Annotated in this window: 27 protein-coding genes and 4 tRNA genes; 25 read left to right on the forward strand and 6 right to left on the reverse strand. The window is 69.5% G+C overall.

The features are described 5' to 3' along the window. Positions 1-143: 143 nt before the first annotated feature. The 3 genes from EJF31_RS03840 to EJF31_RS03850 all read right to left on the reverse strand — a co-directional run bounded on the left by EJF31_RS03840 (position 144) and on the right by EJF31_RS03850 (position 431). A tRNA-Val gene (locus EJF31_RS03840) sits at positions 144-215 on the reverse strand. Between the two features lie 40 nt (positions 216-255). Next, positions 256-326 (reverse strand) — tRNA-Cys (locus tag EJF31_RS03845). A 32-nt stretch (positions 327-358) separates the two neighbouring features. Next, positions 359-431: transfer RNA gene (locus EJF31_RS03850), tRNA-Gly, on the reverse strand. A gap of 131 nt (positions 432-562) precedes the next feature. Here EJF31_RS03850 and EJF31_RS03855 point away from each other — a divergent pair. After that, positions 563-1,384: an aminotransferase class IV gene (locus tag EJF31_RS03855; RefSeq protein ID WP_125035743.1), complete on the forward strand. Its 822-nt coding sequence runs from the start codon at positions 563-565 to the stop codon at positions 1,382-1,384. Here EJF31_RS03855 and EJF31_RS03860 read toward each other — a convergent pair. After that, entirely contained in the window at positions 1,370-1,819 is a 450-nt protein-coding gene (locus EJF31_RS03860; RefSeq protein ID WP_260430596.1) for an SsgA family sporulation/cell division regulator, read from the reverse strand. The two genes, EJF31_RS03855 and EJF31_RS03860, sit on opposite strands and share 15 nt — an antisense overlap. 139 nt (positions 1,820-1,958) lie before the next feature. On the opposite strand from EJF31_RS03860, the gene EJF31_RS03865 reads away from it, so the two are divergent. From EJF31_RS03865 to EJF31_RS03895, 7 genes are all read left to right on the forward strand, one after another. Continuing rightward, positions 1,959-2,033, forward strand: a tRNA-Val gene (locus tag EJF31_RS03865). A gap of 163 nt (positions 2,034-2,196) precedes the next feature. Then, entirely contained in the window at positions 2,197-2,580 is a 384-nt protein-coding gene (locus EJF31_RS03870; RefSeq protein WP_125035744.1) for a hypothetical protein, read from the forward strand. Between the two features lie 448 nt (positions 2,581-3,028). Further along, positions 3,029-5,023: a threonine--tRNA ligase gene (thrS, locus tag EJF31_RS03875; protein ID WP_125035745.1), complete on the forward strand. Its 1,995-nt coding sequence runs from the start codon at positions 3,029-3,031 to the stop codon at positions 5,021-5,023. A 3-nt stretch (positions 5,024-5,026) separates the two neighbouring features. Further along, the gene (locus EJF31_RS03880; protein ID WP_260430597.1) at positions 5,027-5,569 is read left to right on the forward strand and encodes an HIT domain-containing protein; all 543 of its coding nucleotides are present in this window, start codon (positions 5,027-5,029) and stop codon (positions 5,567-5,569) included. Continuing rightward, positions 5,566-6,333 (forward strand): inositol monophosphatase family protein, encoded by a 768-nt coding sequence (locus EJF31_RS03885; protein ID WP_260430598.1) that lies wholly within the window; start codon positions 5,566-5,568, stop codon positions 6,331-6,333. The genes EJF31_RS03880 and EJF31_RS03885 overlap by 4 nt, the downstream gene beginning before the upstream one ends. Before the next feature lie 100 nt (positions 6,334-6,433). Next, positions 6,434-7,048 carry a hypothetical protein gene (locus EJF31_RS03890; protein ID WP_125035746.1) on the forward strand — a complete coding sequence of 205 codons (615 nt, stop codon included), beginning with the start codon at positions 6,434-6,436 and terminating at the stop codon, positions 7,046-7,048. Positions 7,049-7,127: 79 nt separating this feature from the next. After that, complete coding sequence (locus EJF31_RS03895; protein ID WP_125035747.1) at positions 7,128-7,748, forward strand: antibiotic biosynthesis monooxygenase; 621 nt, start codon at positions 7,128-7,130, stop codon at positions 7,746-7,748. Between the two features lie 4 nt (positions 7,749-7,752). On the opposite strand, the gene EJF31_RS03900 is transcribed toward EJF31_RS03895, so the two are convergent. Together EJF31_RS03900 and EJF31_RS22280 are read right to left on the reverse strand one after the other, a co-directional pair. After that, on the reverse strand, positions 7,753-8,892 hold the full coding sequence (locus EJF31_RS03900) for a N(5)-(carboxyethyl)ornithine synthase (protein ID WP_125035748.1): 1,140 nt from the start codon (positions 8,890-8,892) through the stop codon (positions 7,753-7,755). Continuing rightward, complete coding sequence (locus EJF31_RS22280; protein ID WP_260430599.1) at positions 8,889-9,020, reverse strand: hypothetical protein; 132 nt, start codon at positions 9,018-9,020, stop codon at positions 8,889-8,891. Before EJF31_RS22280 ends, EJF31_RS03900 begins: the two co-directional genes overlap by 4 nt. 97 nt (positions 9,021-9,117) lie before the next feature. Here EJF31_RS22280 and pgsA point away from each other — a divergent pair, with 97 nt between their 5' ends. The 17 genes from pgsA (at position 9,118) to yajC (ending at position 22,412) form a co-directional block, all read left to right on the forward strand. Further along, entirely contained in the window at positions 9,118-9,732 is a 615-nt protein-coding gene (gene pgsA, locus EJF31_RS03905) for a phosphatidylinositol phosphate synthase (protein ID WP_125035749.1), read from the forward strand. A 47-nt stretch (positions 9,733-9,779) separates the two neighbouring features. Then, the gene (gene pdxS, locus EJF31_RS03910; protein ID WP_125035750.1) at positions 9,780-10,685 is read left to right on the forward strand and encodes a pyridoxal 5'-phosphate synthase lyase subunit PdxS; all 906 of its coding nucleotides are present in this window, start codon (positions 9,780-9,782) and stop codon (positions 10,683-10,685) included. A gap of 184 nt (positions 10,686-10,869) precedes the next feature. Continuing rightward, the gene (locus tag EJF31_RS03915) at positions 10,870-11,514 is read left to right on the forward strand and encodes a hypothetical protein (protein ID WP_125035751.1); all 645 of its coding nucleotides are present in this window, start codon (positions 10,870-10,872) and stop codon (positions 11,512-11,514) included. A 32-nt stretch (positions 11,515-11,546) separates the two neighbouring features. Further along, positions 11,547-12,197, forward strand: a complete 651-nt coding sequence (locus EJF31_RS03920; protein ID WP_125035752.1) for a hypothetical protein — start codon at positions 11,547-11,549, stop codon at positions 12,195-12,197. Further along, positions 12,194-13,564: a hypothetical protein gene (locus EJF31_RS03925; protein ID WP_125035753.1), complete on the forward strand. Its 1,371-nt coding sequence runs from the start codon at positions 12,194-12,196 to the stop codon at positions 13,562-13,564. The genes EJF31_RS03920 and EJF31_RS03925 overlap by 4 nt, the downstream gene beginning before the upstream one ends. Beyond that, complete coding sequence (locus tag EJF31_RS03930) at positions 13,561-14,376, forward strand: hypothetical protein (RefSeq protein ID WP_125035754.1); 816 nt, start codon at positions 13,561-13,563, stop codon at positions 14,374-14,376. Before EJF31_RS03925 ends, EJF31_RS03930 begins: the two co-directional genes overlap by 4 nt. A 160-nt stretch (positions 14,377-14,536) precedes the next feature. Next, positions 14,537-15,103: an alternate-type signal peptide domain-containing protein gene (locus tag EJF31_RS03935; protein ID WP_125035755.1), complete on the forward strand. Its 567-nt coding sequence runs from the start codon at positions 14,537-14,539 to the stop codon at positions 15,101-15,103. A 67-nt stretch (positions 15,104-15,170) separates the two neighbouring features. Further along, positions 15,171-15,770 carry a signal peptidase I gene (locus tag EJF31_RS03940; protein WP_125035756.1) on the forward strand — a complete coding sequence of 200 codons (600 nt, stop codon included), beginning with the start codon at positions 15,171-15,173 and terminating at the stop codon, positions 15,768-15,770. Continuing rightward, positions 15,767-16,273 (forward strand): hypothetical protein, encoded by a 507-nt coding sequence (locus EJF31_RS03945; protein WP_125035757.1) that lies wholly within the window; start codon positions 15,767-15,769, stop codon positions 16,271-16,273. The genes EJF31_RS03940 and EJF31_RS03945 overlap by 4 nt, the downstream gene beginning before the upstream one ends. Further along, positions 16,270-16,935, forward strand: coding sequence for a SipW-dependent-type signal peptide-containing protein (locus EJF31_RS03950; protein WP_125035758.1), 666 nt, complete (start codon positions 16,270-16,272; stop codon positions 16,933-16,935). The genes EJF31_RS03945 and EJF31_RS03950 overlap by 4 nt, the downstream gene beginning before the upstream one ends. Beyond that, entirely contained in the window at positions 16,932-18,278 is a 1,347-nt protein-coding gene (locus EJF31_RS03955; RefSeq protein ID WP_185736128.1) for a signal peptidase I, read from the forward strand. The genes EJF31_RS03950 and EJF31_RS03955 overlap by 4 nt, the downstream gene beginning before the upstream one ends. A 22-nt stretch (positions 18,279-18,300) precedes the next feature. After that, positions 18,301-18,906: a pyridoxal 5'-phosphate synthase glutaminase subunit PdxT gene (pdxT, locus tag EJF31_RS03960; RefSeq protein ID WP_125035760.1), complete on the forward strand. Its 606-nt coding sequence runs from the start codon at positions 18,301-18,303 to the stop codon at positions 18,904-18,906. A gap of 25 nt (positions 18,907-18,931) precedes the next feature. After that, positions 18,932-19,699 (forward strand): YebC/PmpR family DNA-binding transcriptional regulator, encoded by a 768-nt coding sequence (locus tag EJF31_RS03965; RefSeq protein WP_125035761.1) that lies wholly within the window; start codon positions 18,932-18,934, stop codon positions 19,697-19,699. A 97-nt stretch (positions 19,700-19,796) separates the two neighbouring features. After that, positions 19,797-20,312 (forward strand): crossover junction endodeoxyribonuclease RuvC, encoded by a 516-nt coding sequence (ruvC, locus tag EJF31_RS03970; RefSeq protein WP_220481581.1) that lies wholly within the window; start codon positions 19,797-19,799, stop codon positions 20,310-20,312. After that, positions 20,309-20,905, forward strand: coding sequence for a Holliday junction branch migration protein RuvA (gene ruvA, locus EJF31_RS03975; protein WP_125035763.1), 597 nt, complete (start codon positions 20,309-20,311; stop codon positions 20,903-20,905). Before ruvC ends, ruvA begins: the two co-directional genes overlap by 4 nt. A gap of 3 nt (positions 20,906-20,908) precedes the next feature. Next, entirely contained in the window at positions 20,909-21,985 is a 1,077-nt protein-coding gene (gene ruvB / locus EJF31_RS03980; RefSeq protein WP_125035764.1) for a Holliday junction branch migration DNA helicase RuvB, read from the forward strand. 136 nt (positions 21,986-22,121) lie between these two features. After that, positions 22,122-22,412 (forward strand): preprotein translocase subunit YajC, encoded by a 291-nt coding sequence (gene yajC / locus EJF31_RS03985; protein ID WP_260430600.1) that lies wholly within the window; start codon positions 22,122-22,124, stop codon positions 22,410-22,412.

Raw genomic sequence — 22,412 nt, forward strand, 5'->3', positions numbered from 1 at the left:
TGATTGAGCATGACGACGCCAGTCTTACGTACACCACCCTCAGACCCGAGTATTCGGGTCGGAACGGCGACCCGGCGGGCACATAGAGGGCACAAAGAAACCCGCTGGCCGAGGAATGTGCCTCTGACCAGCGGGTTTGGAAGTGGGCGATACTGGGTTTGAACCAGTGACCTCTTCCGTGTCAAGGAAGCGCGCTACCACTGCGCCAATCGCCCGAGAGCAACAACGATCCCACAAGGGGATCGATGATGTTCGAGGTGGAGACGGGATTTGAACCCGTGTAGACGGATTTGCAGTCCGTTGCCTCGCCTCTCGGCCACTCCACCGTGGAGGTCAAACCAAGAGAGAGACCTCTCCGAGCGGACGACGAGGCTCGAACTCGCGACCTCAACCTTGGCAAGGTTGCGCTCTACCAACTGAGCTACGTCCGCTTGCGATCCGCGGCCCGGGGGCCTCGGTGCGAAAGGAACATTAGCCGAACCCCACGGGCGTGCAAAATCGGCCCCCCTCGGGCGTGTTCGCCCGCCGTGCACGGCTCGTTCACCCTCCTAGAGTGGGCGCCATGCGCGCCTGGATGAACGGTGAAGTCCTGTCCGACCCGACCGCCCCGGCCGTCGGAGTGACCGATCACGGGCTCACCGTGGGCGACGGAGTCTTCGAGGCGGTCAAGGTCGTCGACGGCCAGCCGTTCGCCCTGACGCTCCACCTGGAGCGGCTCGCCCGCTCCGCCGCGGGCCTCGCGCTGCCCGAGGTCGACACCGACGCCGTACGCCGTGGGGTGGCCGCCGTGCTCGAGGGCCAGGACCTGCCGCTGGGCCGGATCAGGATCACCTACACGGGCGGACCGGCGCCGCTGGGCTCCGGCCGCGGCGACGCGCCCCCGACCCTGATCGTCGTCGCGGACGCGATGGGGGAATGGCCCGAGACGACGCGCGTGGCGACCGTGCCCTACCCGCGCAACGAGCGGGGCGCGCTGGCCGGCCTGAAGACCACGTCGTACGCCGAGAACGTCGTCGCGCTGGCCGCCGCGCACGAGCGGGGGGCGAGCGAGGCGATCTTCGCCAACACCGCCGGCAACCTCTGCGAGGGCACCGGCACCAACGTCTTCTACGTGCTCGACGGCGAGCTGCGGACGCCGACGCTGGCGAGCGGCTGCCTGGCCGGCGTGACGCGGGCGCTGCTGCTCGAGTGGTACGGCGGTCGGGAGGTCGACGAGCCGATCGAGGTCGTCGAGCGGGCCAGCGAGGTCTTCCTCGTCTCGACCACCCGCGACGTGCAGGCGGTCTCGCACTGGGACGACATCGAGCTGCCCGCGCCCGGGCCGGTCACGCTCGAAGCGATGGCGACCTGGCGCAAGCGCGAGCCGGAGCTACTGGGCCGCTGAGCCGAGCAGGGCCGCCACGAGCCCGTCGAGGTCGAGGTGATCGCTCTCGGTCCCGGCCGGGACCAGGGCCAGGGAGCGGGTCAGGAACTGGTGCACCGCGTCGGTGTGGGCCTGGGCGACCAGTCGGCCGTCGGGGGAGTGGAACTCGAGCACGACCACGGCGCGGCCGTCCTCGTCGATGCTGGGCCACGCCTGGAGGTCGCCCTGGCCGGCCGGGTCGGTCATGCCGCGGCGCAGCGTGGAGCGGCTCATCGCCCACCGCACGTCACCGGCGGGGTTGGGGAACGTGATCCACACGGCGTACGGGTCGCGCGGGTCGTAGCCGAACGATGCCGCGAGCTCGAGGCTGCGGCCGCGGCCGTCGAGGCAGTGCAGGGTCAGCTCCTGCGACAGTGCCTGGGACATCGGTTGCTGCGGGACGGGCTGCTGGGTCATGTGGGTGCTCGGTTCCTCGGTCCTGCCGGCCCCCGTGCACCGGTCTGTCGAGGAGACGCACCAACCCGCCACTCGTGACGGCGATCCCGGAATGTGATGGCGGCGCGGGCATACGCTAAGGTTTCGCACCGCACCGCAGGGGCGATTGGCGCAGTGGTAGCGCGCTTCGTTCACACCGAAGAGGTCACTGGTTCGAACCCAGTATCGCCCACCATCAGGACCCGCAGTTCGGGGGAGAAGTCCCCCACCTGCGGGTCTTTTTTCTTGCCCTGGGTCAACGCCACACCCCAGGACGCCCGTGGCCCGTGAGGGCCATGTCGTGGCCCGCCGTGCCTTCCTACCCTCGTGGGCACGGGGGACGAATCCAAGGGGGATCCATGTCCAGACTCACCAAGCTCGTCGTGCTCGCGGTCGCACTGACCTTCGCGCTCGCCACCGCCGCGTCGGCCGCGCTCCCGAAGGCGGGGGCGACGTACGCCGGGGGGACCTCGGACGGCGACGGCACCATCAAGATCGCGGTCGAAACCCAGCACCTGATCACGTCCATCAAGGTGGTCGACTCGTGCGGGACCACCACGACCTTCAAGAACGTGAAGGTCAAGGACGACGGCACGTTCCGCAACGTCATCAAGCACCCGGACTACGACATCGTCGTGGCCAAGGTGAAGGGCACGTTCACCTCGAAGACGGTCGCCAAGGGCACGTTCTCCCAGGTGGCGTGCACCGGCGCCGACGCGACCTTCAAGGCCACCAGGCGCTGAGGTGGGGTGGCACCGACCGGGCCCGGTCGGGGGTCGGGCCCGGCCGGTCGTCCAGCGCGTACCAGGTACGCGCGCTCAGCAACCAGGAATGAGCTGCGGACCCGGAGCCGGTGTGAACCTGGACGCGCGCGGCGCGGCTACGGTGCGCGCCAGCCTGGCCAGCACCTTCAGCCACCAGCGGCGGCCCGCTCCCGGTCGGAATCCTTTGTCCAGCGTCGCGTCACACATGTGTCCCCCGGCCACTAGCACGTATTCCTCCCACGCGGGGGAGATGAGGTGGTCACCATCCCCGGTCGAGGGCGAGTGGCGCGGGCAGACGCGGCACCGGGTCATCGGGATTGGGTAGGACCGGTGACCCGAAACCGGGGGGCGACGGCCCGGAGCCGACGGATACGATCGCGGGGTCCGGCTCGACCGAGCCGTGTCCACCGATCCAAGGAGCACTCCTGTGTCCGACATCAAGGTCGCCCTCGTCCACGCCGATGCGCGTGAGGAGAAGACCGTGACGACGGGCACGAAGGCGTGGGAGCTCTTCGCCGACGACCCGTCGATCATCGCTGCCCGCGTGGACGGCGCCCTGCGCGACCTGGCCCACGAGCTGGCCGACGGCGCGGAGGTCGAGGGTGTCGCGATCGACAGCAAGGACGGCCGCGACATCCTGCGGCACTCCACCGCACACGTGATGGCGCAGGCCGTCCAGCAGCTGTGGCCCGAGGCCCGCCTCGGCATCGGACCGCCGGTGGAGAACGGCTTCTACTACGACTTCGATGTCGAGACCCCGTTCGTCCCCGAGGACCTCACGAAGATCGAGAGCGCGATGCGCAAGATCATCAAGGAGGGCCAGAAGTTCGACCGGCGCGTCACGACCGACGCCGACGCGCTCAACGAGCTCAAGGACGAGCCCTACAAGGTCGAGCTCATCGGCCTCAAGGGCTCCGGCAAGTCCGACGACGCGGCCGAGGGCGCCAGCGTGGAGGTCGGCGCCGGCGAGCTGACGATCTACGACAACATCAACCGCAAGGGCGAGGTCGCGTGGAGCGACCTGTGCCGCGGCCCGCACCTGCCCACCACCAAGCGCATCCCGGCTTTCAAGCTGATGCGCTCGGCGGCGGCGTACTGGCGCGGCGACGAGAAGAACAAGCAGCTCCAGCGCATCTACGGCACGGCCTGGGAGTCCAAGGAGGCGCTCGAGCAGCACCTCTTCCGGATCGAGGAGGCCGAGCGCCGCGATCACCGCAAGCTCGGTCGCGACCTCGACCTCTTCAGCTTCCCCGACGAGATCGGCTCCGGCCTCCCGGTCTTCCACCCGAAGGGCGGCGTGATCAAGCGGGAGATGGAGGACTACGTCCGCCGCCGGCACATCGAGGAGGGCTTCGAGTACGTCGGCACGCCGCACATCGCCAAGGAGGGGCTTTTCTACACCTCCGGTCACCTGCCCTACTACGGCGAGGGGATGTTCCCTCCGCTCGACGTCGACGGCATGGACTACCGCCTCAAGGCGATGAACTGCCCGATGCACAACCTGATCTTCCGGTCGCGCCAGCGCTCCTACCGCGAGCTGCCCCTGCGGCTCTTCGAGTTCGGCTCGGTCTACCGCCACGAGAAGTCCGGTGTCATCCACGGCCTGACCCGCGTGCGCGGCTTCGCCCAGGACGACTCGCACTCCTACGTCACCAAGGAGCAGGCGCCGGCGGAGATCAAGCACCTCCTGGACTTCTGCCTCGGACTCTTCCGCGACTTCGGCCTCGACGACTTCTACCTCGAGCTGTCGACGCGTGACGACTCCAAGCCCGACAAGTTCATCGGCTCGGACGAGGACTGGGAGATCGCGACCAAGGTGCTGGAGGACGTCTGCATCGAGTCGGGCCTCGAGCTCGTCCCCGACCCCGGCGGCGCGGCCTACTACGGACCGAAGGTGTCGGTCCAGGCGCGCGACGCGATCGGCCGGACCTGGCAGATGTCGACGATCCAGTACGACTTCAACCAGCCCTCCGCTGACCGGTTCAACCTCGAGTACGTCGCCCCCGACGGCTCGCGCCAGCAGCCGGTGATGATCCACTCCGCCAAGTTCGGCTCGATCGAGCGGTTCATCGGCGTGCTGGTCGAGCACTACGCCGGCGCGTTCCCCCCGTGGCTCGCTCCGGTGCAGGTGCAGGCGATCCCGGTCGCCGAGGCGCACGTCGACTACCTCTACGACGTCGCGAAGCAGCTGCAGAAGGCCGGCATCCGGGTCGAGGTCGACGACTCCGACGACCGGATGCAGAAGAAGATCCGCAACGCGCAGCTGCAGAAGGTGCCGTTCATGATGATCGCCGGCGGCGACGACATCGCGGCCGGAGCGGTGTCGTTCCGCTATCGCGACGGCCGGCAGGAGAACGGCGTCTCGATCGAGGACGCGATCGCCCGCGTGGTCGCCGCGGTCGAGTCGCGCGAGCAGGTCTGAGCCTTGCCCGACGAGGGGCTCTTCCAGGACGGCGTGGGTGACCCCGACGCCCTCGACCGGCTGTGGACTCCCCACCGGATGGCCTACATCCGGGGGGAGAACAAGCCGGCCGACGGGTCGTCGGGGGAGTGCCCGTTCTGCCGGGTGCCCACGCTGTCCGACGAGGACGGGCTGGTGGTGCACCGGGGTGAGCTCGCCTACGTCGTGCTCAACCTCTACCCCTACGCGCCGGGCCACCTGATGGTCTGCCCCTACCGCCACATCGCGGACTACACCGAGACCACCGACGAGGAGGCGGCCGAGATCGCCGACCTCACCCGGCACGCGATGCAGGTGGTCCGGTCGGTGTCCGGGGCCGGAGGCTTCAACATCGGCATGAACCAGGGGTTCGTCGCGGGAGCCGGCATCGCCGCCCACCTGCACCAGCACGTGGTGCCCCGCTGGCCCGGCGACCAGAACTTCATGCCGATCATCGGGCGCACCAAGACCCTGCCCGAGCTGCTCGGCGACACCCGCGGGCTGCTGGCGAAGGCCTGGACGGCGTGAGCGACCTCCTCGACGACGCGGCGCTGGCCGCCGACCTGGTCCGCGAGGCCGGCCGGCTCGCCCAGCGGATGCGCGCCGAGGGGCTGGCCGCCGAGCACAAGACGTCGATCTCCGACATCGTGACCGCGGCCGACAAGGCCGCCGAGCGGCTCGTCGTCGACCGCCTGGCCGCCGAGCGGCCGCACGACGCGATCGTGGGCGAGGAGGGCACCGACCGGGCCGGCACCAGCGGTCGCACCTGGGTCATCGACCCGGTCGACGGCACCTACAACTTCCACCGCGGACTCACCTGGTGGTGCTCGGCCCTCGCCCTGGTCGACGAGGACGACGTGCTGCTGGGCGCGGTGTTCCACCCGCACGACGACGACCTCTTCGTCGGCGGCCCGGAGCTGCCCTCGACGCGCAACGGGCACGAGCTGCCCGCGCTGGTCGACGTACCCCTGGGGGAGACGTGCGCGACCACCTACCTGCACCCGCCCTTCGACGACCCTGCGATCGCGGCGGCCTTCGCCCGGGCCGCGGCCGGGGTCGCCACCCTGCGGATGCTCGGCTCCGGGACCATGGACGCGATGGCGATCGCGCAGGGGCAGATGGGGGTGAGCTTCCAGCACACCGTCGCCGACTGGGACCGGCTCCCGGGGGCCGCGATCATCCGGGGCGTCGGGGGCGTGGCCCGCCAGGTCGAGGCCGGCGGAGTCGTCTGGTCGGTCGCCGGGGCCCCCGCGTCGGTGGCCCAGGTCTGCGACGCCCTCGGGGCGCCCTGACCCGTCCGGGCCATTGCCCATCGGGGTGGTCGGGAGCATCGTGTCGAGAGCGGCGGCGCCGTCGGGGTGCCGCCCCCGATGCCCCCAAGGAGGCCTACTGATGTACGCGCGCTCCACCACGATCAAGGGCGAACCCGGCAACATCGACGCCGGCATCGCCTACATCCGCGACGAGGTCATGCCGGCGATCACGGCCATGGACGGCTGCGCCGGCATGTCGCTGGTCGTCGACCGCTCCTCCGGCCAGTGCATCGCCACCAGCTCCTGGCACGACGAGGCCTCCATGCGCGCGAGCGGCGACCGGCTCGCGTCGTACCGCGCCCGCGGCGGCGAGGTGCTCGGCGGCACCCCCACCGTCGAGGAGTGGGAAGTGGCCGTGATGCACCGCGACCACCAGACCTCACCGGGCGCCTGCTGCCGGATCACCTGGACCCGGGCGAGTGACCTCGACGGGACCGTCGAGTTCTGGAAGTCCCGTGTGCTGACGCAGCTCGAGGGGATGGACGGTTTCTGCAGCGCCAGCTTCCTCATCGACCGCGCGGGCGGCCGCACCTGCGGCACCGCCGTGTTCGACTCGCAGGCGGCGCTCGACGCCACCAGTGAGGACGCGGCCCGGATGCGCGAGACCGCCACCCGCGAGATGGGTGTCGAGTTCCTCGACATCGCCGAGTTCGAGCTGGCCATTGCCCACCTGAGGGTGCCCGAGCTGGTCTGACCCGGCGACCCGGCCGGCCCCCTCCCCGTGCGGGGGGCCGGCCGTGGCCCGCCAGCCCCTTCATGACACCGGAGGACCCATGTACGCACGTTCCATCACGTTCCACGGCGACGCCGACCGTCAGGACGAGGGAGTCGACTTCGTCCGCGACGAGGTGCTGCCGACCACCTCCCGTCTCGACGGCTGCATCGGCCTGTCGATGGTCGTGGACCGCGACACCGGCCTGAGCATCGTCACCAGCTCCTGGGACTCCAAGGAGGCCATGCGGGCCAGCCTGCCGCGGCTGGCCAACGCCCGGCTCCGGGGCGCGGAGATCCTGGGCGCGACGCCCGAGCTCGCCGAGTGGGAGGTCGCGGTCATGCACCGGCGGCACATGGTCACCGCGGGTGCCTGCTGCCGGGTGACGTGGCTGCGGGTCAACCACGGGGACGTCGAGCGCGGCATCGGGATCTACCGCGACGCGATGATCCCCGAGATGGAGTCACTGGCGGGATTCTGCAGCGCCAGCCTGCTGGTCGACCGGGAGAACGGCCGCGCCTGCAACACCACCGTCTACGACAGCGCCGAGTCGCTGGCGGCCAGCCGCGAGCGCAGCTGGGCGATCCGCGACGCGGGACTCCGCGACGCGGGGGTCGACGTACTGGACGTGGCCGAGTGTGACGTCGTCGTGGCCCACCTGAGGCTGCCCGAGCTGGTGTGAGCCGTCAGGAGACCAGGTGGGGGTGCGCCGCGAGACGCCCCTGGAAGTCGAGGATCCGCGGGTTGACGATGCGTCCCTCGCGGATCTCGATGGCCCGGCTGAGCGTCTCGTTGGCGTCCCACGACGCCCCGCCCTCGAGCACCGGCCGCAGGAACGGGATGAGAGCGTTGCTGTTCTCCCAGGTCGCCGAGCTCCAGAGGTACGACGGGGTGTGGTCGACGGCGTAGTAGTGCACGTTGCCGACGTCGAAGGTCGGCTCGTCGAACGTCGTCGGGCGCGCGAAGGTGAAGCCCATCGCCAGGTCGCAGGAGACGTCGACGATCAGGCTCCCGGGCCGGAACGCGCCGAGGTCCTCCTCGCCGAGGTAGATGAGCGGAGCCGCGGTGTCCTGCAGGGTGCAGTTGACGATGATGTCGTTCTCCGCGAGGTACGCCGCCAGCGGCTCGCGGCCGCGGTCGGTGATCACGTGGCTGACGCGGGGGGAGTCGGGGTCGTGGTCGAACTGCCGGATCCGCACAGAGTGGATCGGTGAGCCGACCGCGGCGACCTGGCGGTTGGTGAGCACCGCGACGTCGTGGACGCCGTGCGCCTTGAGCGCGGTGACCGCCCCGCGCGCGGTCGCGCCGAAGCCGATCACGACGGCGCTCAGCCGTCGGCCGTAGTCTCCGGTGATGCCCGCCAGCTCCATCGTGTGGAGCACCGAGCAGTAGCCGGCGAGCTCGTTGTTCTTGTGGAAGACGTGGACGCCGACGTTGCCGTCGCGGGTCCAGTGGTTCATCGCCTCGAAGGCGATCAGCGTCAGGCGCCGGTCGATCGCGAGCTGCGTGAGCTCGGTGTCCTGGACGCAGTGCGGCCAGCCCCACAGCACCTGGCCGGGGCCCAGCGCGGCGACGTCGGCGTGCTGCGGCTTGGGGAGGAGCACGACGTCGGAGCCGGTCAGCAGCTCCTCGCGGGAGGCGAACCCGGCGACCACGTCGGCCAGGTCCTCGTCGCGCACGCCGAAGCGCGCGGCGTACCCGTGCTCGAGCGTGATCCGTGCGCGCAGGTCGGCGTCGAGGAGCGCGAGGTGGTCCGGGTGGAGCGGCAGCCGGTGCTCGTTCTCCTTGGCCGAGGACCCGATGACCCCCAGCGACAGGAGCGTCACTTCTTCTTGGTGACGAGCTTCTCGGAGAACGTCTCCTCGTGGCCCTTGGCGCGCTTGTCCGCGCGTTTCTCCTTGATGGACTTGCCGGTCTTCTTGGTCATGCCCTGCCGCGGCGACTTGTCGCTCATGTGCGGTCCTCTGATCGGAAGCCTGAATGGCTCCGTACTGGTGACACTACGCCTGATCACCAACCCCGGGACCGGCTACGGGTAGCCTGCTCGCGCCATGATGGAACGTTTCCGCGCCTTCTGGACGAAGGTCATCTCCCCGGTTGCCCACCTGCTCATCAAGCTCGGCGTCAGCGCCGACGCCGTCACGCTCGTGGGGACGCTCGGCGTCTGTGCCGGCGCGCTGGTGTTCTTCCCGCAGGGGAAGCTGCTCACCGGTGTCCTGGTGATCACCGCGTTCGTCTTCAGCGACCTCATCGACGGCTACATGGCCCGGCTGACCGGCAAGTCGAGCAAGTTCGGGGCGTTCCTCGACTCGACGCTCGACCGGGTCGGCGACGGTGCCATCTTCGGCGGGCTCGCGCTCTACTTCGCCGGGCCGGGCGACAGCACGCTCTACCTCGTCCTGGCGCTGGTCTGCACGGTCATGGGCTCGGTGACGTCGTACGCCCGGGCCCGCGCCGAGGGCCTCGGCTTCCAGGCCAAGGTCGGTATCGCCGAGCGCGCCGACCGCCTCGTCGCGATCCTGGTGATGACCGGCCTCAGTGGCCTGTTCGACCTCCCGATCCTGCTGTACGTCGCCCTGTGGGCCCTGTCGGTCGCGAGCACCGTCACGGTTGCCCAGCGGATCTGGGTGGTGCGTCAGCAGGCGCTGGCCGAGGCGGCGTCCTGACCGCTCCCGATGCGAGACGCCCGGGCGTGTCGCACTAGGATCGAGGCATGGTCGAGAACACCCCCGCAGACGGAAACACCGGCACCACGCGCGTGAAGCGCGGCATGGCAGAGATGCTCAAGGGCGGCGTCATCATGGACGTGGTCACCGCCGAGCAGGCCAAGATCGCCGAGGACGCCGGCGCGGTCGCCGTGATGGCCCTCGAGCGGGTGCCCGCCGACATCCGCGCTCAGGGTGGCGTGTCCCGGATGAGTGACCCGGACATGATCGACTCGATCATCGAGGCCGTCTCCATCCCCGTCATGGCCAAGGCCCGGATCGGCCACTTCGCCGAGGCCCAGGTGCTCCAGTCCCTCGGTGTCGACTACATCGACGAGTCCGAGGTTCTGACCCCCGCGGACTACGCCAACCACATCGACAAGTGGGCCTTCACGGTGCCGTTCGTGTGTGGTGCGACCAACCTGGGTGAGGCGCTGCGCCGGATCACCGAGGGTGCAGCGATGATCCGCTCCAAGGGCGAGGCCGGCACCGGTGACGTGTCCAACGCCGTCACCCACATGCGCACCATCCGCGCCGAGATCCGGCGGCTCGCGGCGCTCGAGGGCGATGAGCTCTACGTGGCGGCCAAGGAGCTGCAGGCGCCGTACGAGCTGGTCAAGGAGGTCGCCGCCAACGGCAAGCTCCCCGTCGTGCTGTTCACCGCCGGCGGCATCGCGACCCCCGCGGACGCGGCGATGATGATGCAGCTCGGCGCCGAGGGCGTCTTCGTGGGCTCGGGCATCTTCAAGTCCGGCAACCCCGAGCAGCGCGCCGAGGCGATCGTGAAGGCCACCACGTTCTTCGACGACCCCGACGTGGTCGCCAAGGTCTCGCGTGGCTTGGGCGAGGCCATGGTCGGCATCAACGTCGAGGAGCTGCCCCAGCCGCACCGCCTCTCCGAGCGCGGTTGGTGACCTCACCCCGTTAGACCTTTCGACCGTGGCCCGATGACCTCATCGGGCCACGGTCTTTACTTTGGCGTGGTCCGTCCGGGTCATTTGCCATTCCTTTTCGCAAGATTTCCTCAAGTCTCGGCTTTCGTAGCGCTCGGTTCCGGGGCCGAGAGGGCGACCCCGGGTTCTCACGGGGGTGAAACCAATGAAGGTCGCACGCGGCGCCGCAGGCGCCAGATTCGCACCGGTCGCCTGGGGGACGGGGGCGCTCGCGTCTCTCGTGCTCGTGCTCGGCGTCAACGGGACGCTGTCCAGTTGGACGCAGGCCGTCATCAACAACGGCACCAACAACGCGGAGTCGGCGCTCGCGGTAGCGCTGTCGGAGACCGACGGCGTCGCGACGTGTGACACGGTGGCCGATTCGGACAACTCGATCACCTGCTCGATCAACAAGTTCGGCGGGACGACGACCAAGCTCTCGCCCGGCGACACGCGCGACGTGGACGTCACGTTCACCAACACAGGCTCGGGAGATGCAGCGCGGCTCAAGCTCACTCCCGGCACCTGCGTCGATCCCGACCCGGGCACGACCCTGTGCGCGGACGACAACTTCCAGGTATCCGTGACGTGCAGCGACGGCGCGACGTACGACGACCAGAACCTCTACACCGACCTCGTGTGGGCGGCTGACGATCCCTCGCACCAGGCCGAGGACGCCCACGTCGCGACCATCTCACCGGATGACCAGATCACCTGTCGGATCACGGTTTCACTGGCGGCGACTGCGCCCGCGAGCGTCTCCAACACCACCGTCAGCCAGCCATTGACCTGGACGCTCAGCGCGACCTGATCCGGCTCCGGCCACCTCGGGGGAGGATTGACATGGGCCGACCACGCTTCCTGCCCGGCGTCTGGGCAGTCTGCGGAGTCAGCGCGCTCGCGCTCGCGCTGTCGGTGAACGGGACGCTGTCGTCGTGGACCAGTGCGGTCGTCAGCAACGACACGAACACTGCCGCCACCGCGACGGCGGTGATCCTGAAGGAGAGCTCGGGCGGCGTTGACTGCTACTCCAGCACCAACGCGACCAACAGCTCGACCTGCACCACGATCAACGTCTACGGCGGCACGGGCACTCCGCTCACCCCTGGCGGGAGCCAGACAGTCGACGTCACGTTCGCCAACGTGGGCGCGGCGGCCGCGACCAGCTTCGCGGTCGCTCCCGGCACCTGCACCCAGTCGCCGGTCGCCGGCACCGGGACACCGGCCGTCGCCAACGTCTGCACCAATGGTGACCTCACGGTGGCGATCAGCTGCTCGGCCGGATCGACGTACAGCTCGGGGACTGCGTGGACCGACCTCGTGCAGTCCGCCGTCGCCCCGGCCAGCATCGGCGCCACGCTGACGCACACGGGTGCCCTCGCCGCGAACGGATCGGCGACCTGCCGGCTGACCGTGGCGCTCAGCGGCTCGGCCAACGTGCTCGACCAGGCCGTCACCGTCACCCAGCCGATGACCTGGACGCTGGTGAAGTGACTCAGGTCCGGCTGCCGAGTCCGTTGCGGGCCCTCGTGGTCGCGGCGGTGGTCGCCCTGCTCACCGCGTGGCTCGCCACTGGGACGACCCGGTCGGGCTGGACCGTGTCCACCCTCGCCAACGACCCGGGCTCCGCGAGGGCAGCCTCGCTTGCCTTCACCCACGCGTACGGATCGACGTCCTGTTCGGCCGGGCCTCGCGTGTCGGGGACCCAGACCTGCGCCGGCTCGATGGTCGGGTCGGACACCATCAGCAACTTGGGCGACTTGGGGAGCGGCCGGCTCTCGGCTGCGGTGAAGGCGTCCTCGTGTGCGCCGGTGCAGCTCGCCAATGCCAAGGCATCGAACGCCAACCCCCTGCTCCCGCGCTACGCCACGAGCTTTCAGGCGGCGGGTCCGTGGACCGGATCCAGGGCGATGTCCCTCGATGGCTCGACTGCCTTCGCGGCGGCCGTGACTCAGCAGTCGACCCCCTCGGGCTTCAGCCTCGGAGCTGCTTACGGCTGGGGTGTCTGGTTCAAGACCACCAGCACAGCCGGGGGAGCCCTGTTCGGGTTCACCGACAAACCCGACACCACGAGCACGGCCAACGTGGATCACCTCCTCTACATGGACGCAGCCGGCCGCCTGGGCTTCGGCTACAGCGCGACGTCCGCCACGGGCTCCCCACCGGGCACCTTCAACGACGGCGAGTGGCACTTCGCCTACGCCCGGGTGGACGTCACCTCCGTGCTGACTGTCACCACCACCACATGGAGGCTCTACGTCGACGGCGTGTCCGGGAGCCCGAGTGCCGGCGTCGGCCTCGGAGGAACCTCTTCGACCGGCTACTGGCACCTCGGCTGGTCTCCGCTGGCCGCGCGCCCCTACGGGACCGGGCTGAGCAACTACTTCGCGGGATCGCTGTCGAACTTCGTCGTCTTCCACACCAGCCAGGCACCGAACGCACCGTCCACCAATCCCGCCTCCCAGACGGCCTTCGACACCTTCGCGTCCTCCGCCACCGAGCAGTGGAAGCTCGACGACACCGGCACCACGACGTTCGCCGGCACCGTCCCCGGCACGACCGCCTCGCCGTGCACGATGTTCGACGTCACCTGGTCGTTCACCTCGCCGGCGTCGACACCGGTGTCGGGTCTCGGGCTCGGGACCTTTGCCGACAACTCGTCGCGACCCGTCGCCGCGCCAGCCGCCGGTGGGAGTCAGTCGTCGACGCTGACGATCAGCCGCGGCTCGACGTACGACCCCGACGCCGCGGGGCTGCGCCTCTACGTTCCGATCAGCTGGACCGTCGAGTCCGTGCCGACCGGCAGCCCGTGGTCGCTGGCCTTCGCCTGGACCGGCGCCGACGCAGTGGTCGTGGCATGAACTCGCGCCGCGTCAGTCGGGTCGTCAGCCGCTTGCTCCTCGCGGTCGTCGTCCTCGGGCTCGCGTCCGTCGTGGGATGGCGGGTCACCGGCGGCCACCTCGAGCGGGTCGAGTCTCCGTCGATGGGCACCCGCGCGCCGGTCGGGTCGCTGCTGTGGGTGCGCCCCGTCGACGCAGGCGACCTCCGAGCCGGTGACTTCATCACCTTCCACCCTCCCGGCCATCCCGAGCAGACCTACAGCCACCTGGTCCGCGCCGTCCACGACGACGGCACGCTGTCGACGCAGGGCGCCATCAGCGGCAAGGACCCCTGGCGCGTGGAGCCGTCCGACGTCGTCGGTCGGGTGGTCCATGTCTGGCGCGGCATCGGCTGGATCGTGCAGGCGGCTCCGGTGCTGCTGCTCGGCGCCCTCGTGATCGCCCTCCTCGTCCGTGTCGTGCGACGGTCGTGGCGGCTCTCGGTCGTGGTGGGCGGTGCGTCCCTGGCGCTGACCGCGGCACTGATGATCTACCAGCCCCTCGTCCAGGCCGAGCAGCTCGCGTTCGTGCCGATCGACGGGGGAGGGGCGCGAGCGTCGTACGTCGGCACCGGTGTCTTCCCCATCCGGATGAGCAGCTGGGACGGCGCCGACTCGGCGGTGGTGCGGAGCGGGCAGGTCGCCAGCGTCGACGTCCGTCGTGCGGACCCGCACGGCAGCTACGCGGTCAGCATGGACCCCCAGATCCCGGCGTGGTTCTGGGCGCTCCTCGTCGGCCTCAGCTTCCTCCCGGCGGTGTGGACGACCGTCGTCGGGGCTTCGTCACGCGAGTAACACCCGTCCCACGCCCCGGCCACGCGTGGACAAGTCTTCTCCACAGGAGATCCACGTCTGAGTAACAACTATGTCTTTTCCCTCGCGTGCACCCGAGAGTCGCCGATAAGGGGCCACCACTCGGTGAGCTCCTCGGGGACACCGGTGAGGGGCAACCACCATGAAGAAGGCAACCAAGGGCGCACTGGCGGCCGCTGCGGCAGGTTCGCTGCTGCTGGGCGGAGCCGGGTCGCTTGCCTACTGGACGGCTACGGGCGATGTCAACGGTGGCTCGTTCGCGTCCGGAACTCTGAGCCTGACCAACCCGACGTGTGACACGAACTGGGTCTATAACGCTGGCGCCGCGAATGCAGGTGCAACCGTTGCTCTGATTGTGCCGGGCGACGTGCTCACGAAGCAGTGCACGACGACGTTGGACGCGACAGGCGACAACCTCTCGGCAACGTTGGATGCACCCACCACCGTGACCTACACGCCGTCCCCGGCCTCACCGAGCCTGGATCTTGATGTGGTCACGACGTACAAGCTCGGCACCGCCGATCTGGTCGACGGCGACCACGTGACGTCCGCCGACGACAACAAGGTGATCACGATCAAGTACGTGGTCACTGTGCCGTTCGGTACCGACGAGGCCGGTATCCCTCCGGTGAATGCCAATGACACGCAGGGAATCACGTCCACGCTCGACACCCTGACCGTCACGCTCACCCAGGACAACCCGAACTGATCGCCGTTCGCACCTGTAGGGGCAGCAGCGTCACGATCCGGGTCGGTGATGAAAGGGTGAGCCATCCATGAGCAGAGTTGCTGAGACCGCTCGGTGGTCGCTGACGGTCCTGTCGTGGTTCGTCATGTTGTTTGTCGCTGCGGTGCTCGCCGCGGCGCTGATCGTGCCGCGTCTGGCCGGCGCCACGCCCTACGTCATTGAGACGTCTTCGATGACGCCCACGATGCCTCCCGGCACCCTGGTGGTGGTTCGCCCAGTTGCTCAGGACCAGATCAGACCGGGTGATGTGATCACCTACCAGATCAAGTCCGGAGACCCGACGGTCGTGACCCACCGCGTCGTTGCTCAAGGCATCGACGCCACCGGACAGGCCCGGTGGCGCACCCAGGGGGACGCCAACGATGCGATGGACGCCAGTTGGGTGCTGCCCGTCCAGGTCAAGGGCGAGCGCTGGTACTCCATCCCGTACCTCGGATACGTCACCTCGTTCGTCACCAGCCAGCAGCGCGAGGCATTGAGCATCCTGGTGGTGCTTGGTCTGATCGGATATGCCGGAGCGAACTTCCGCGGCGCGATCAAGGAGCGACGGCGCAAGCCGGTCGTGCTCCACATCGAGCAGCCGGTTGCCGCCGGGCAGTCAGACCAACCGGTGGATGTGAGGACATGACCCCCCGGGTGGCCGCACTCCTCGCCGTGGTGATGGTCGCCCTCAGCCTGACGCTGGCGCCGGCCACGGCTGCCAAGAGCTGGCCCAAGCTGGTCCTGAGCAGCACCGGCAGGATCTGGGCGACCGACCTCACCAAGCCGTTGTTCTCGCGAGGAGCGCGCTGGGTGCCTGGAGACGACGAGACCCGGACCTTCTATGCCCGCAACCAGAGCGGCGAGGACGCCCGTCTGCGGGTGACGTTCACCGTCAGCGACCCGACCAGGTGGCTCGAGGCCGGCCGGCTGCGCATGAGCGTTTTCGCCAACGGAGCGTGGACCCCGGTGCGCGTCGCCGGCCGGACCGGTGTGGTCCACATGCTCGCTCACCGTGGCGAGGTGGTGCCGGTGAAGGTTCGTGTCCGGTTGCTGCCCGACGCTGGGGCGAGATCGATGGATCGCTCTTTGCGCTTCGACATCGCCGTACGCCTGACCGAGCTGGCTTCCTGGAAGGAGGCGCGGGCATGAACAAGTTCGCGACCAACGTGTGGTCCCTGGTCTCGTCGGTCCGGGTCCGGGCCTTCCTCAGCCTGGGCATCGTCGCCGGTATCGGTGCGGTGGGCACCACGGCGTACTGGACCGACAACGCCACCCTCCAGGGCGGCAGCTTCACGTCCGGCAGTATCGACCTCAGGCTCGACGCGGCGACCAACACGACCACCGACGGCACGGGCGGGACGTACAGCCCGGTCGGCTTCACGGTCTCCAACCTGATCCCCGGGGAGAGCTACGCGTGGGCGGTCAAGGTCAGCAACTCCGGTGTCACCCCGCTGACCTACAAGGTCTCGGGCCTGGCGACGGGGGCGCTGAACGGCGCCGTCCAGTTCGCCGTGTACGACGGCGCTCAGGATGCCACCACCCCGGCGACCAACACCGGCTCGGCTTTGCTGGGCACCCGAACCGGCTCCTGCACGGGCGGCACTCCCGCACCGACCCAGACGTTCACTGCCGCGCTTCTGGACACGAGCAAGACCGTCGTCTCCACGGCTCGTCCCCTCCTGGCGAGCGCCGCTGAATGGATGTGCGTCGTGGCGTCCCTGCCGCTCGCCACCGACAACTCCTTCCAGACCAAGACCACGTCGGCAGCGTTCTCCTTCACCGCTGCCCAGGTCGGAGTGACCCTGCCGTGAAGCGCCCTGACTGGCGCAGGGTCGGCGCCACCTCGCAAGAGGTGGCGCTGACGGTCGGCGCCGTCCTTGGCACGGTCTGCCTGCTCTTCCTGCTCGCGGGGCTGGTCCTCCACGTCAAACCGCTGATCGTGCGGTCCGGCTCGATGGAGCCGACGATCGCGACGGGTGCCCTCGCCCTGTCGCACACGGTGCCGGCGACTGATCTCGAGGTCGGGCAGATCGTGAGCGTCAAGACCCTGAACGGCACCCGGGTCACGCACCGCATCGTGGAGATCCAGCCCAAGGGCGCACACGCTCTTCTCACGCTCAAGGGCGACGCCAACGGCACGGTTGACCAGCAGGTCTACGACGTGGGGCAGGCCGAGCGGGTCGTCTTCGACGTGCCGTACGCCGGCTACGTCGTCGCCTGGACCTCCGGTCGCGCGGGTGTCTTCCTGGGCGGACTCCTCGCGGGTGGGCTGGTTCTCCTCGCGCTGCGTTCCCCGTCGCGACGCCCCGGTGCCGGCAAGGGCAATGCGCTGGGTGCTGGAGTGGCCCTTGTCCTCGTGGGGACGGTGCTTCACGGGACCACGCCTGCCCAAGACACGGGGGCCTACTTTAGCGACGACGCGGGTTTCAACGGTGTGACCGCAGCCAGCTACACAGTTCCCGCACCCACCTACAGCCAGACGTGCGCGTTGGGCACGGACTCGACCGGCCAGACAGTTGCTTACACCTGGCCGGCGAACGCCGCGCCCACGCTGGGCTACGACATCACGATTTCTCCCATTGTGGCGACGTCAGCGATCACAGACGTTGGCACAGACAAGAAGCTCACGATCAGTTTCGCCACTCCGGTGGGCAACCGAAACAAGTTGGTCACCGTCACGGGCGTGGGGTACCCAACCGCCTACACCGCCTGGAAATCGAACGCCACGACAACGTGGAAGTTCAGGACCAATGGCAACAATCAGGCTGCAACCTGCGGAGAGATCGACTTGCCCGTGCTCGCCTTTACCGCGCCTGTCGACGCGGCAAGCGTCCCAAGGAACGCGACCAGCGTTGGCACCTCGTGCGCCGCCGCGCCCGCCTGTGGCACCAGAACCGATGTGTCGGCGCCCATCACGACGCAGTTCGACTTCCGTCGGACGGTCGGAGCGACGACCACGTGCTGGAACAACGGATGGAATGCTTCGAACTGCTCCACGCAGTGGCGCAACGCGACTGTGGTGGGCAACAACTGGTCGGTCAACGGGACCGCCACCGCAGCGTATGGTGCGGCCGGCTCCTACACCCTCAGCATCCAGGTCACTGACAACTTCGGCAATGTGACAACACAGAGCATCACCTTCACGGTTGCGTAGGGCAGCACCCTACGATCCACGGGTGCCTACGACCCCACGGACCATCGGCGTCTTCGCCCTCCAGGGCGACGTCCGCGAACACCTCCGGATGCTGACGGAGATCGGCGTCGCCGCGATCGGCGTACGTCGCCCGTCGGAGCTGGCCCAGTGCGACGGGCTGGTCATTCCCGGTGGTGAGTCGACGACGATGGCGAAGCTGGCCCGGACGTTCGAGCTGTTCGAGCCGCTCCAGGAGCGGATCCGGGGCGGGATGCCGACGTTCGGGACCTGCGCGGGGATGATCATGCTGGCCGACCGGATCGAGGACGGCGCGCACGACCAGGAGACCCTGGGCGGCCTCGACATCACCGTGCGGCGCAACGCCTTCGGGCGGCAGGTGCACTCGTTCGAGGGTGACCTCGACTTCGACGGCTTCGACGCGCCGGTGCACGCGGTGTTCATCCGCGCGCCGTGGGTCGAGCAGCTCGGCCCGGGTGTCGAGGCCCTCGCGACGATCCAGTCGGGGGAGGCCGCAGGTAGGATCGTCGCGGTTCGAGCCGGCCACCTGATGGCCACCTCGTTCCACCCCGAGGTCGACGCGGACGATCGCGTCCATCGCTACTTCGTCGATCTCGTCCGGCAGTCGTAAGCGCAAGCAGCTGAGGTAGGGAAGCATGTCCGGCCACTCCAAATGGGCGACCACGAAGCACAAGAAGGCGATCGTCGACGCCAAGCGCGGCAAGATGTTCGCCAAGCTGATCAAGAACGTCGAGGTCGCGGCCCGCATGGGCGGCGGTGACCCCACCGGCAACCCCACGCTCTACGACGCCATCCAGAAGGCCAAGAAGTCCTCGGTCCCCAACGACAACATCGACCGCGCCGTCAAGCGCGGCTCCGGTGCGGAGACGGGTGGCGCGGACTACCAGACGATCATGTACGAGGGCTACGGCCCGGCCGGCGTCGCGATGCTGATCGAGTGCCTCACCGACAACAAGAACCGCGCCGCCATGGAGGTCCGCACCGCCATGTCCCGCAACGGCGGCTCGCTCGCCGACCCGGGCTCGGTGTCCTTCCTCTTCAACCGCAAGGGCGTCGTCGTCGTGCCGGTCGAGCAGGACGGCAAGACCATCACCGAGGACGACCTCCTCGAGGCCACCCTCGAGGCCGGCGCCGACGCGGTCAACGACCTGGGTGACTCCTTCGAGGTCGTCTCCGAGGCCACCGACCTGGTCGGCGTCCGCACGGCGCTGCAGGCGGCCGGCATCGACTACGACTCCGCCGACGCGCAGTTCGTCCCGGACATGCAGGTCCAGCTCGACAAGGACGCCGCGGCCAAGATGTTCCGCCTCGTCGACGTCCTGGAGGACCTCGACGACGTCCAGAACCTCTACGCCAACTTCGACGTCTCCGACGAGATCATGGAGCAGTTGGAGGACGCCTGAGCCGCGTGTCGCCCCGCCGTACGCCGTCCGTCACGGTTAGCGTGTTCTCCGAACAGATGTTCGGACGGAAGGCGGCAGGATGCGACCGATGCGCGTGCTGGGGATCGACCCCGGCCTGACCCGCTGCGGGCTGGGCGTGGTCGAGGGCATGGTCGGTCGTCCGCTCACGCTCATCGACGTCAACGTCGTGCGCACCTCTGCCCAGCTGCCGGTCGCGCAACGGTTGGTGACGATCGAGAAGGGCATCGACGCCTGGCTCGACGAGCACCAGCCCGACGCGGTCGCGGTGGAGCGAGTCTTCGCGCGCTCCGACGTGAGCACGGTCATGGGGACAGCCCAGGCGAGCGGCATCGCGCTGGTGTGCGCGGCCCGGCGTGGCCTGCCCGTCGCCCTGCACACACCGAGCGAGGTGAAGGCCGCGGTCTCCGGCAACGGCCGCGCCGACAAGGCGCAGGTCGGGGCGATGGTGGCCCGCATCCTGCGCCTCGACGCCCCGCCCAAGCCCGCCGACGCCGCCGACGCGCTGGCGCTGGCCATCACCCACATCTGGCGGGGTGGCGCGCAGGCCCGCATCGACGCGGCGCTCGCCGCCGCCGGAAGGAGAACGTCGTGATCGCGTTCGTGCGCGGCCAGGTCGCCGCGGTCACCCTCAACAGCGCGGTGCTCGAGGTCGGGGGAGTGGGGCTCGAGCTCATGTGCACCCCCGGCACCCTCGCGAGTCTCCGGCCCGGGCACGCGGCGACGCTGCCGACGAGCATGGTGGTCCGCGAGGACTCCCTGACCCTCTTCGGCTTCGCGGACGAGGACGAGAAGCAGATCTTCGAGCTCGTGCAGACCGCCTCGGGGGTCGGACCCAAGGTGGCGCAGGCGATCACGGCAGTGCTCGCACCCGACGACCTCCGCCGCGCCATCGCCTCGGACGACGTCAAGACCCTGACCCGGGTGCCCGGCATCGGCCAGAAGGGCGCCCAGCGCATCATCCTCGAGCTCAAGGACCGGATCGGCGTCCCCACCGGCGGTCGCTCGATCGGCGCTCACGCCGGCGCCGCGCCCTGGCGCGACCAGGTCCACCAGGGCCTGGTCGGGCTCGGCTGGCCCGCGCGTGACGCCGAGAAGGCGGTCGAGTCCGTGTCCGACCTTGCCGGCCCCAGCCCCGACGTACCCTCGCTCCTGCGCGCCGCACTCCAGTCGCTGAGCAAGGCCTGATCCATGTACGACGAGGACCTGGACGCCGCCGAGGAGCAACACCTCCGGTCGCTGACCGCCGCCGAGGCCGAGGGCGACGAGCGTGCGGTCGAGGCGGCGTTGCGCCCCCGCACGCTGGACGAGGTCGTGGGCCAGTCGCGGGTGCGGGAGCAGCTCGGCCTGGTGCTCGAGGCGGCCCGCCAGCGCGGCCGCGCCCCCGACCACGTGCTGCTCTCCGGTCCGCCCGGGCTCGGCAAGACCACGCTGGCGATGATCATCGCCCACGAGATGGCCACGCCGCTGCGCCTGACCAGCGGCCCGGCGATCACCCACGCGGGCGACCTCGCCGCGATCCTCTCCGGCATGAACGACGGCGACGTGCTGTTCGTCGACGAGATCCACCGCATGTCCCGGCCCGCCGAGGAGATGCTCTACATGGCGATGGAGGACTTCCGGGTCGACGTGGTCATCGGCAAGGGGCCCGGCGCCACGGCCATCCCGCTGGAGATCCCGCCGTTCACCCTCGTCGGCGCGACCACGCGGGCCGGGCTGCTGCCGGGGCCGCTGCGCGACCGGTTCGGGTTCACCGGCCACCTGGAGTTCTACGAGCCGCACGAGCTCGACCTCATCGTGCACCGCTCCTCCGGACTGCTCGGGGTCGAGCTGACGTCCGACGGCGCCGCCGAGATCGCCTCGCGGTCACGCGGCACGCCCCGGATCGCCAACCGCCTGCTGCGTCGCGTCCGCGACTACGCCCAGGTGCGCGCCGACGGCGTCGTGACCCTCGGCGTGGCCCGGTCGGCGCTCGACCTCTACGAGGTCGACGAGCTCGGTCTCGACCGGCTCGACCGGGCGGTGATCGACGTGCTCTGCCGCCGCTTCGGCGGGGGACCGGTCGGCGTGTCGACCCTCGCGGTCGCCGTCGGCGAGGAGCGCGAGACCGTCGAGGAGGTCGCCGAGCCCTTCCTGGTGCGCAACGGCTTCCTCGCCCGGACCCCCCGCGGTCGGGTCGCCACGGCCGCCGCATGGCTCCACCTCGGCCTCACGCCGCCGGCCTCGACCGCCCCGCAGGCGGTCGAGGAGCCCCTGTTCGAGGAGTGATCCGGGGTCGTTCACAACGACTCTGCAACGGGCAGGCACCGATAGCGGCCCAGATCACAGTCGCGGCTATGCTTGCCCGTCGGTCGGCCCGTCCCGGCTGCCCACACCCATTTCTGCACGGTCGAGAGGTTGTTTCGTGCCGGAGATCGTCTCCCTGCTGCCCCTGGTGGGCATCGCCCTCCTGTTCTGGTTCCTGCTGATCCGGCCCCAGAGCAAGCGTCAGCGGGAACTCGCCACGATGCAGCAAGCGTTGAAGACCGGTGACGAGGTCATGCTGACCTCGGGCATTTTCGGCACCCTCCGCGAGACGGAGGAGGACCACGTCCGGGTCGAGATCGCCGACGGGGTGACCATCAAGGTCGCCCGCGGCGCCATCGGATCGGTCGCCAACCCAGGGCTCGAGCACCTCGAGCCGGAGGAGAACTGA

Origin of the sequence: Nocardioides sp. LS1, assembly GCF_003865225.1 — a bacterium.
GTDB classification, from domain to species: domain Bacteria; phylum Actinomycetota; class Actinomycetes; order Propionibacteriales; family Nocardioidaceae; genus Nocardioides; species Nocardioides ginsengisegetis.

What these genes read in the sequence shown, in the direction of transcription:
- EJF31_RS03855 (WP_125035743.1), top strand. Translation starts at nt 563, where the DNA reads ATGCGCGCCTGGATGAACGGTGAAGTCCTGTCCGACCCGACCGCCCCG.
- EJF31_RS03860 (WP_260430596.1), bottom strand. Translation starts at nt 1,819, where the DNA reads ATGACCCAGCAGCCCGTCCCGCAGCAACCGATGTCCCAGGCACTGTCG.
- EJF31_RS03870 (WP_125035744.1), top strand. Translation starts at nt 2,197, where the DNA reads ATGTCCAGACTCACCAAGCTCGTCGTGCTCGCGGTCGCACTGACCTTC.
- EJF31_RS03890 (WP_125035746.1), top strand. Translation starts at nt 6,434, where the DNA reads ATGTACGCGCGCTCCACCACGATCAAGGGCGAACCCGGCAACATCGAC.
- EJF31_RS03895 (WP_125035747.1), top strand. Translation starts at nt 7,128, where the DNA reads ATGTACGCACGTTCCATCACGTTCCACGGCGACGCCGACCGTCAGGAC.
- EJF31_RS22280 (WP_260430599.1), bottom strand. Translation starts at nt 9,020, where the DNA reads ATGAGCGACAAGTCGCCGCGGCAGGGCATGACCAAGAAGACCGGCAAG.
- pgsA (WP_125035749.1), top strand. Translation starts at nt 9,118, where the DNA reads ATGATGGAACGTTTCCGCGCCTTCTGGACGAAGGTCATCTCCCCGGTT.
- pdxS (WP_125035750.1), top strand. Translation starts at nt 9,780, where the DNA reads ATGGTCGAGAACACCCCCGCAGACGGAAACACCGGCACCACGCGCGTG.
- EJF31_RS03915 (WP_125035751.1), top strand. Translation starts at nt 10,870, where the DNA reads ATGAAGGTCGCACGCGGCGCCGCAGGCGCCAGATTCGCACCGGTCGCC.
- EJF31_RS03920 (WP_125035752.1), top strand. Translation starts at nt 11,547, where the DNA reads ATGGGCCGACCACGCTTCCTGCCCGGCGTCTGGGCAGTCTGCGGAGTC.
- EJF31_RS03930 (WP_125035754.1), top strand. Translation starts at nt 13,561, where the DNA reads ATGAACTCGCGCCGCGTCAGTCGGGTCGTCAGCCGCTTGCTCCTCGCG.
- EJF31_RS03935 (WP_125035755.1), top strand. Translation starts at nt 14,537, where the DNA reads ATGAAGAAGGCAACCAAGGGCGCACTGGCGGCCGCTGCGGCAGGTTCG.
- EJF31_RS03940 (WP_125035756.1), top strand. Translation starts at nt 15,171, where the DNA reads ATGAGCAGAGTTGCTGAGACCGCTCGGTGGTCGCTGACGGTCCTGTCG.
- EJF31_RS03945 (WP_125035757.1), top strand. Translation starts at nt 15,767, where the DNA reads ATGACCCCCCGGGTGGCCGCACTCCTCGCCGTGGTGATGGTCGCCCTC.
- EJF31_RS03950 (WP_125035758.1), top strand. Translation starts at nt 16,270, where the DNA reads ATGAACAAGTTCGCGACCAACGTGTGGTCCCTGGTCTCGTCGGTCCGG.
- EJF31_RS03965 (WP_125035761.1), top strand. Translation starts at nt 18,932, where the DNA reads ATGTCCGGCCACTCCAAATGGGCGACCACGAAGCACAAGAAGGCGATC.
- ruvB (WP_125035764.1), top strand. Translation starts at nt 20,909, where the DNA reads ATGTACGACGAGGACCTGGACGCCGCCGAGGAGCAACACCTCCGGTCG.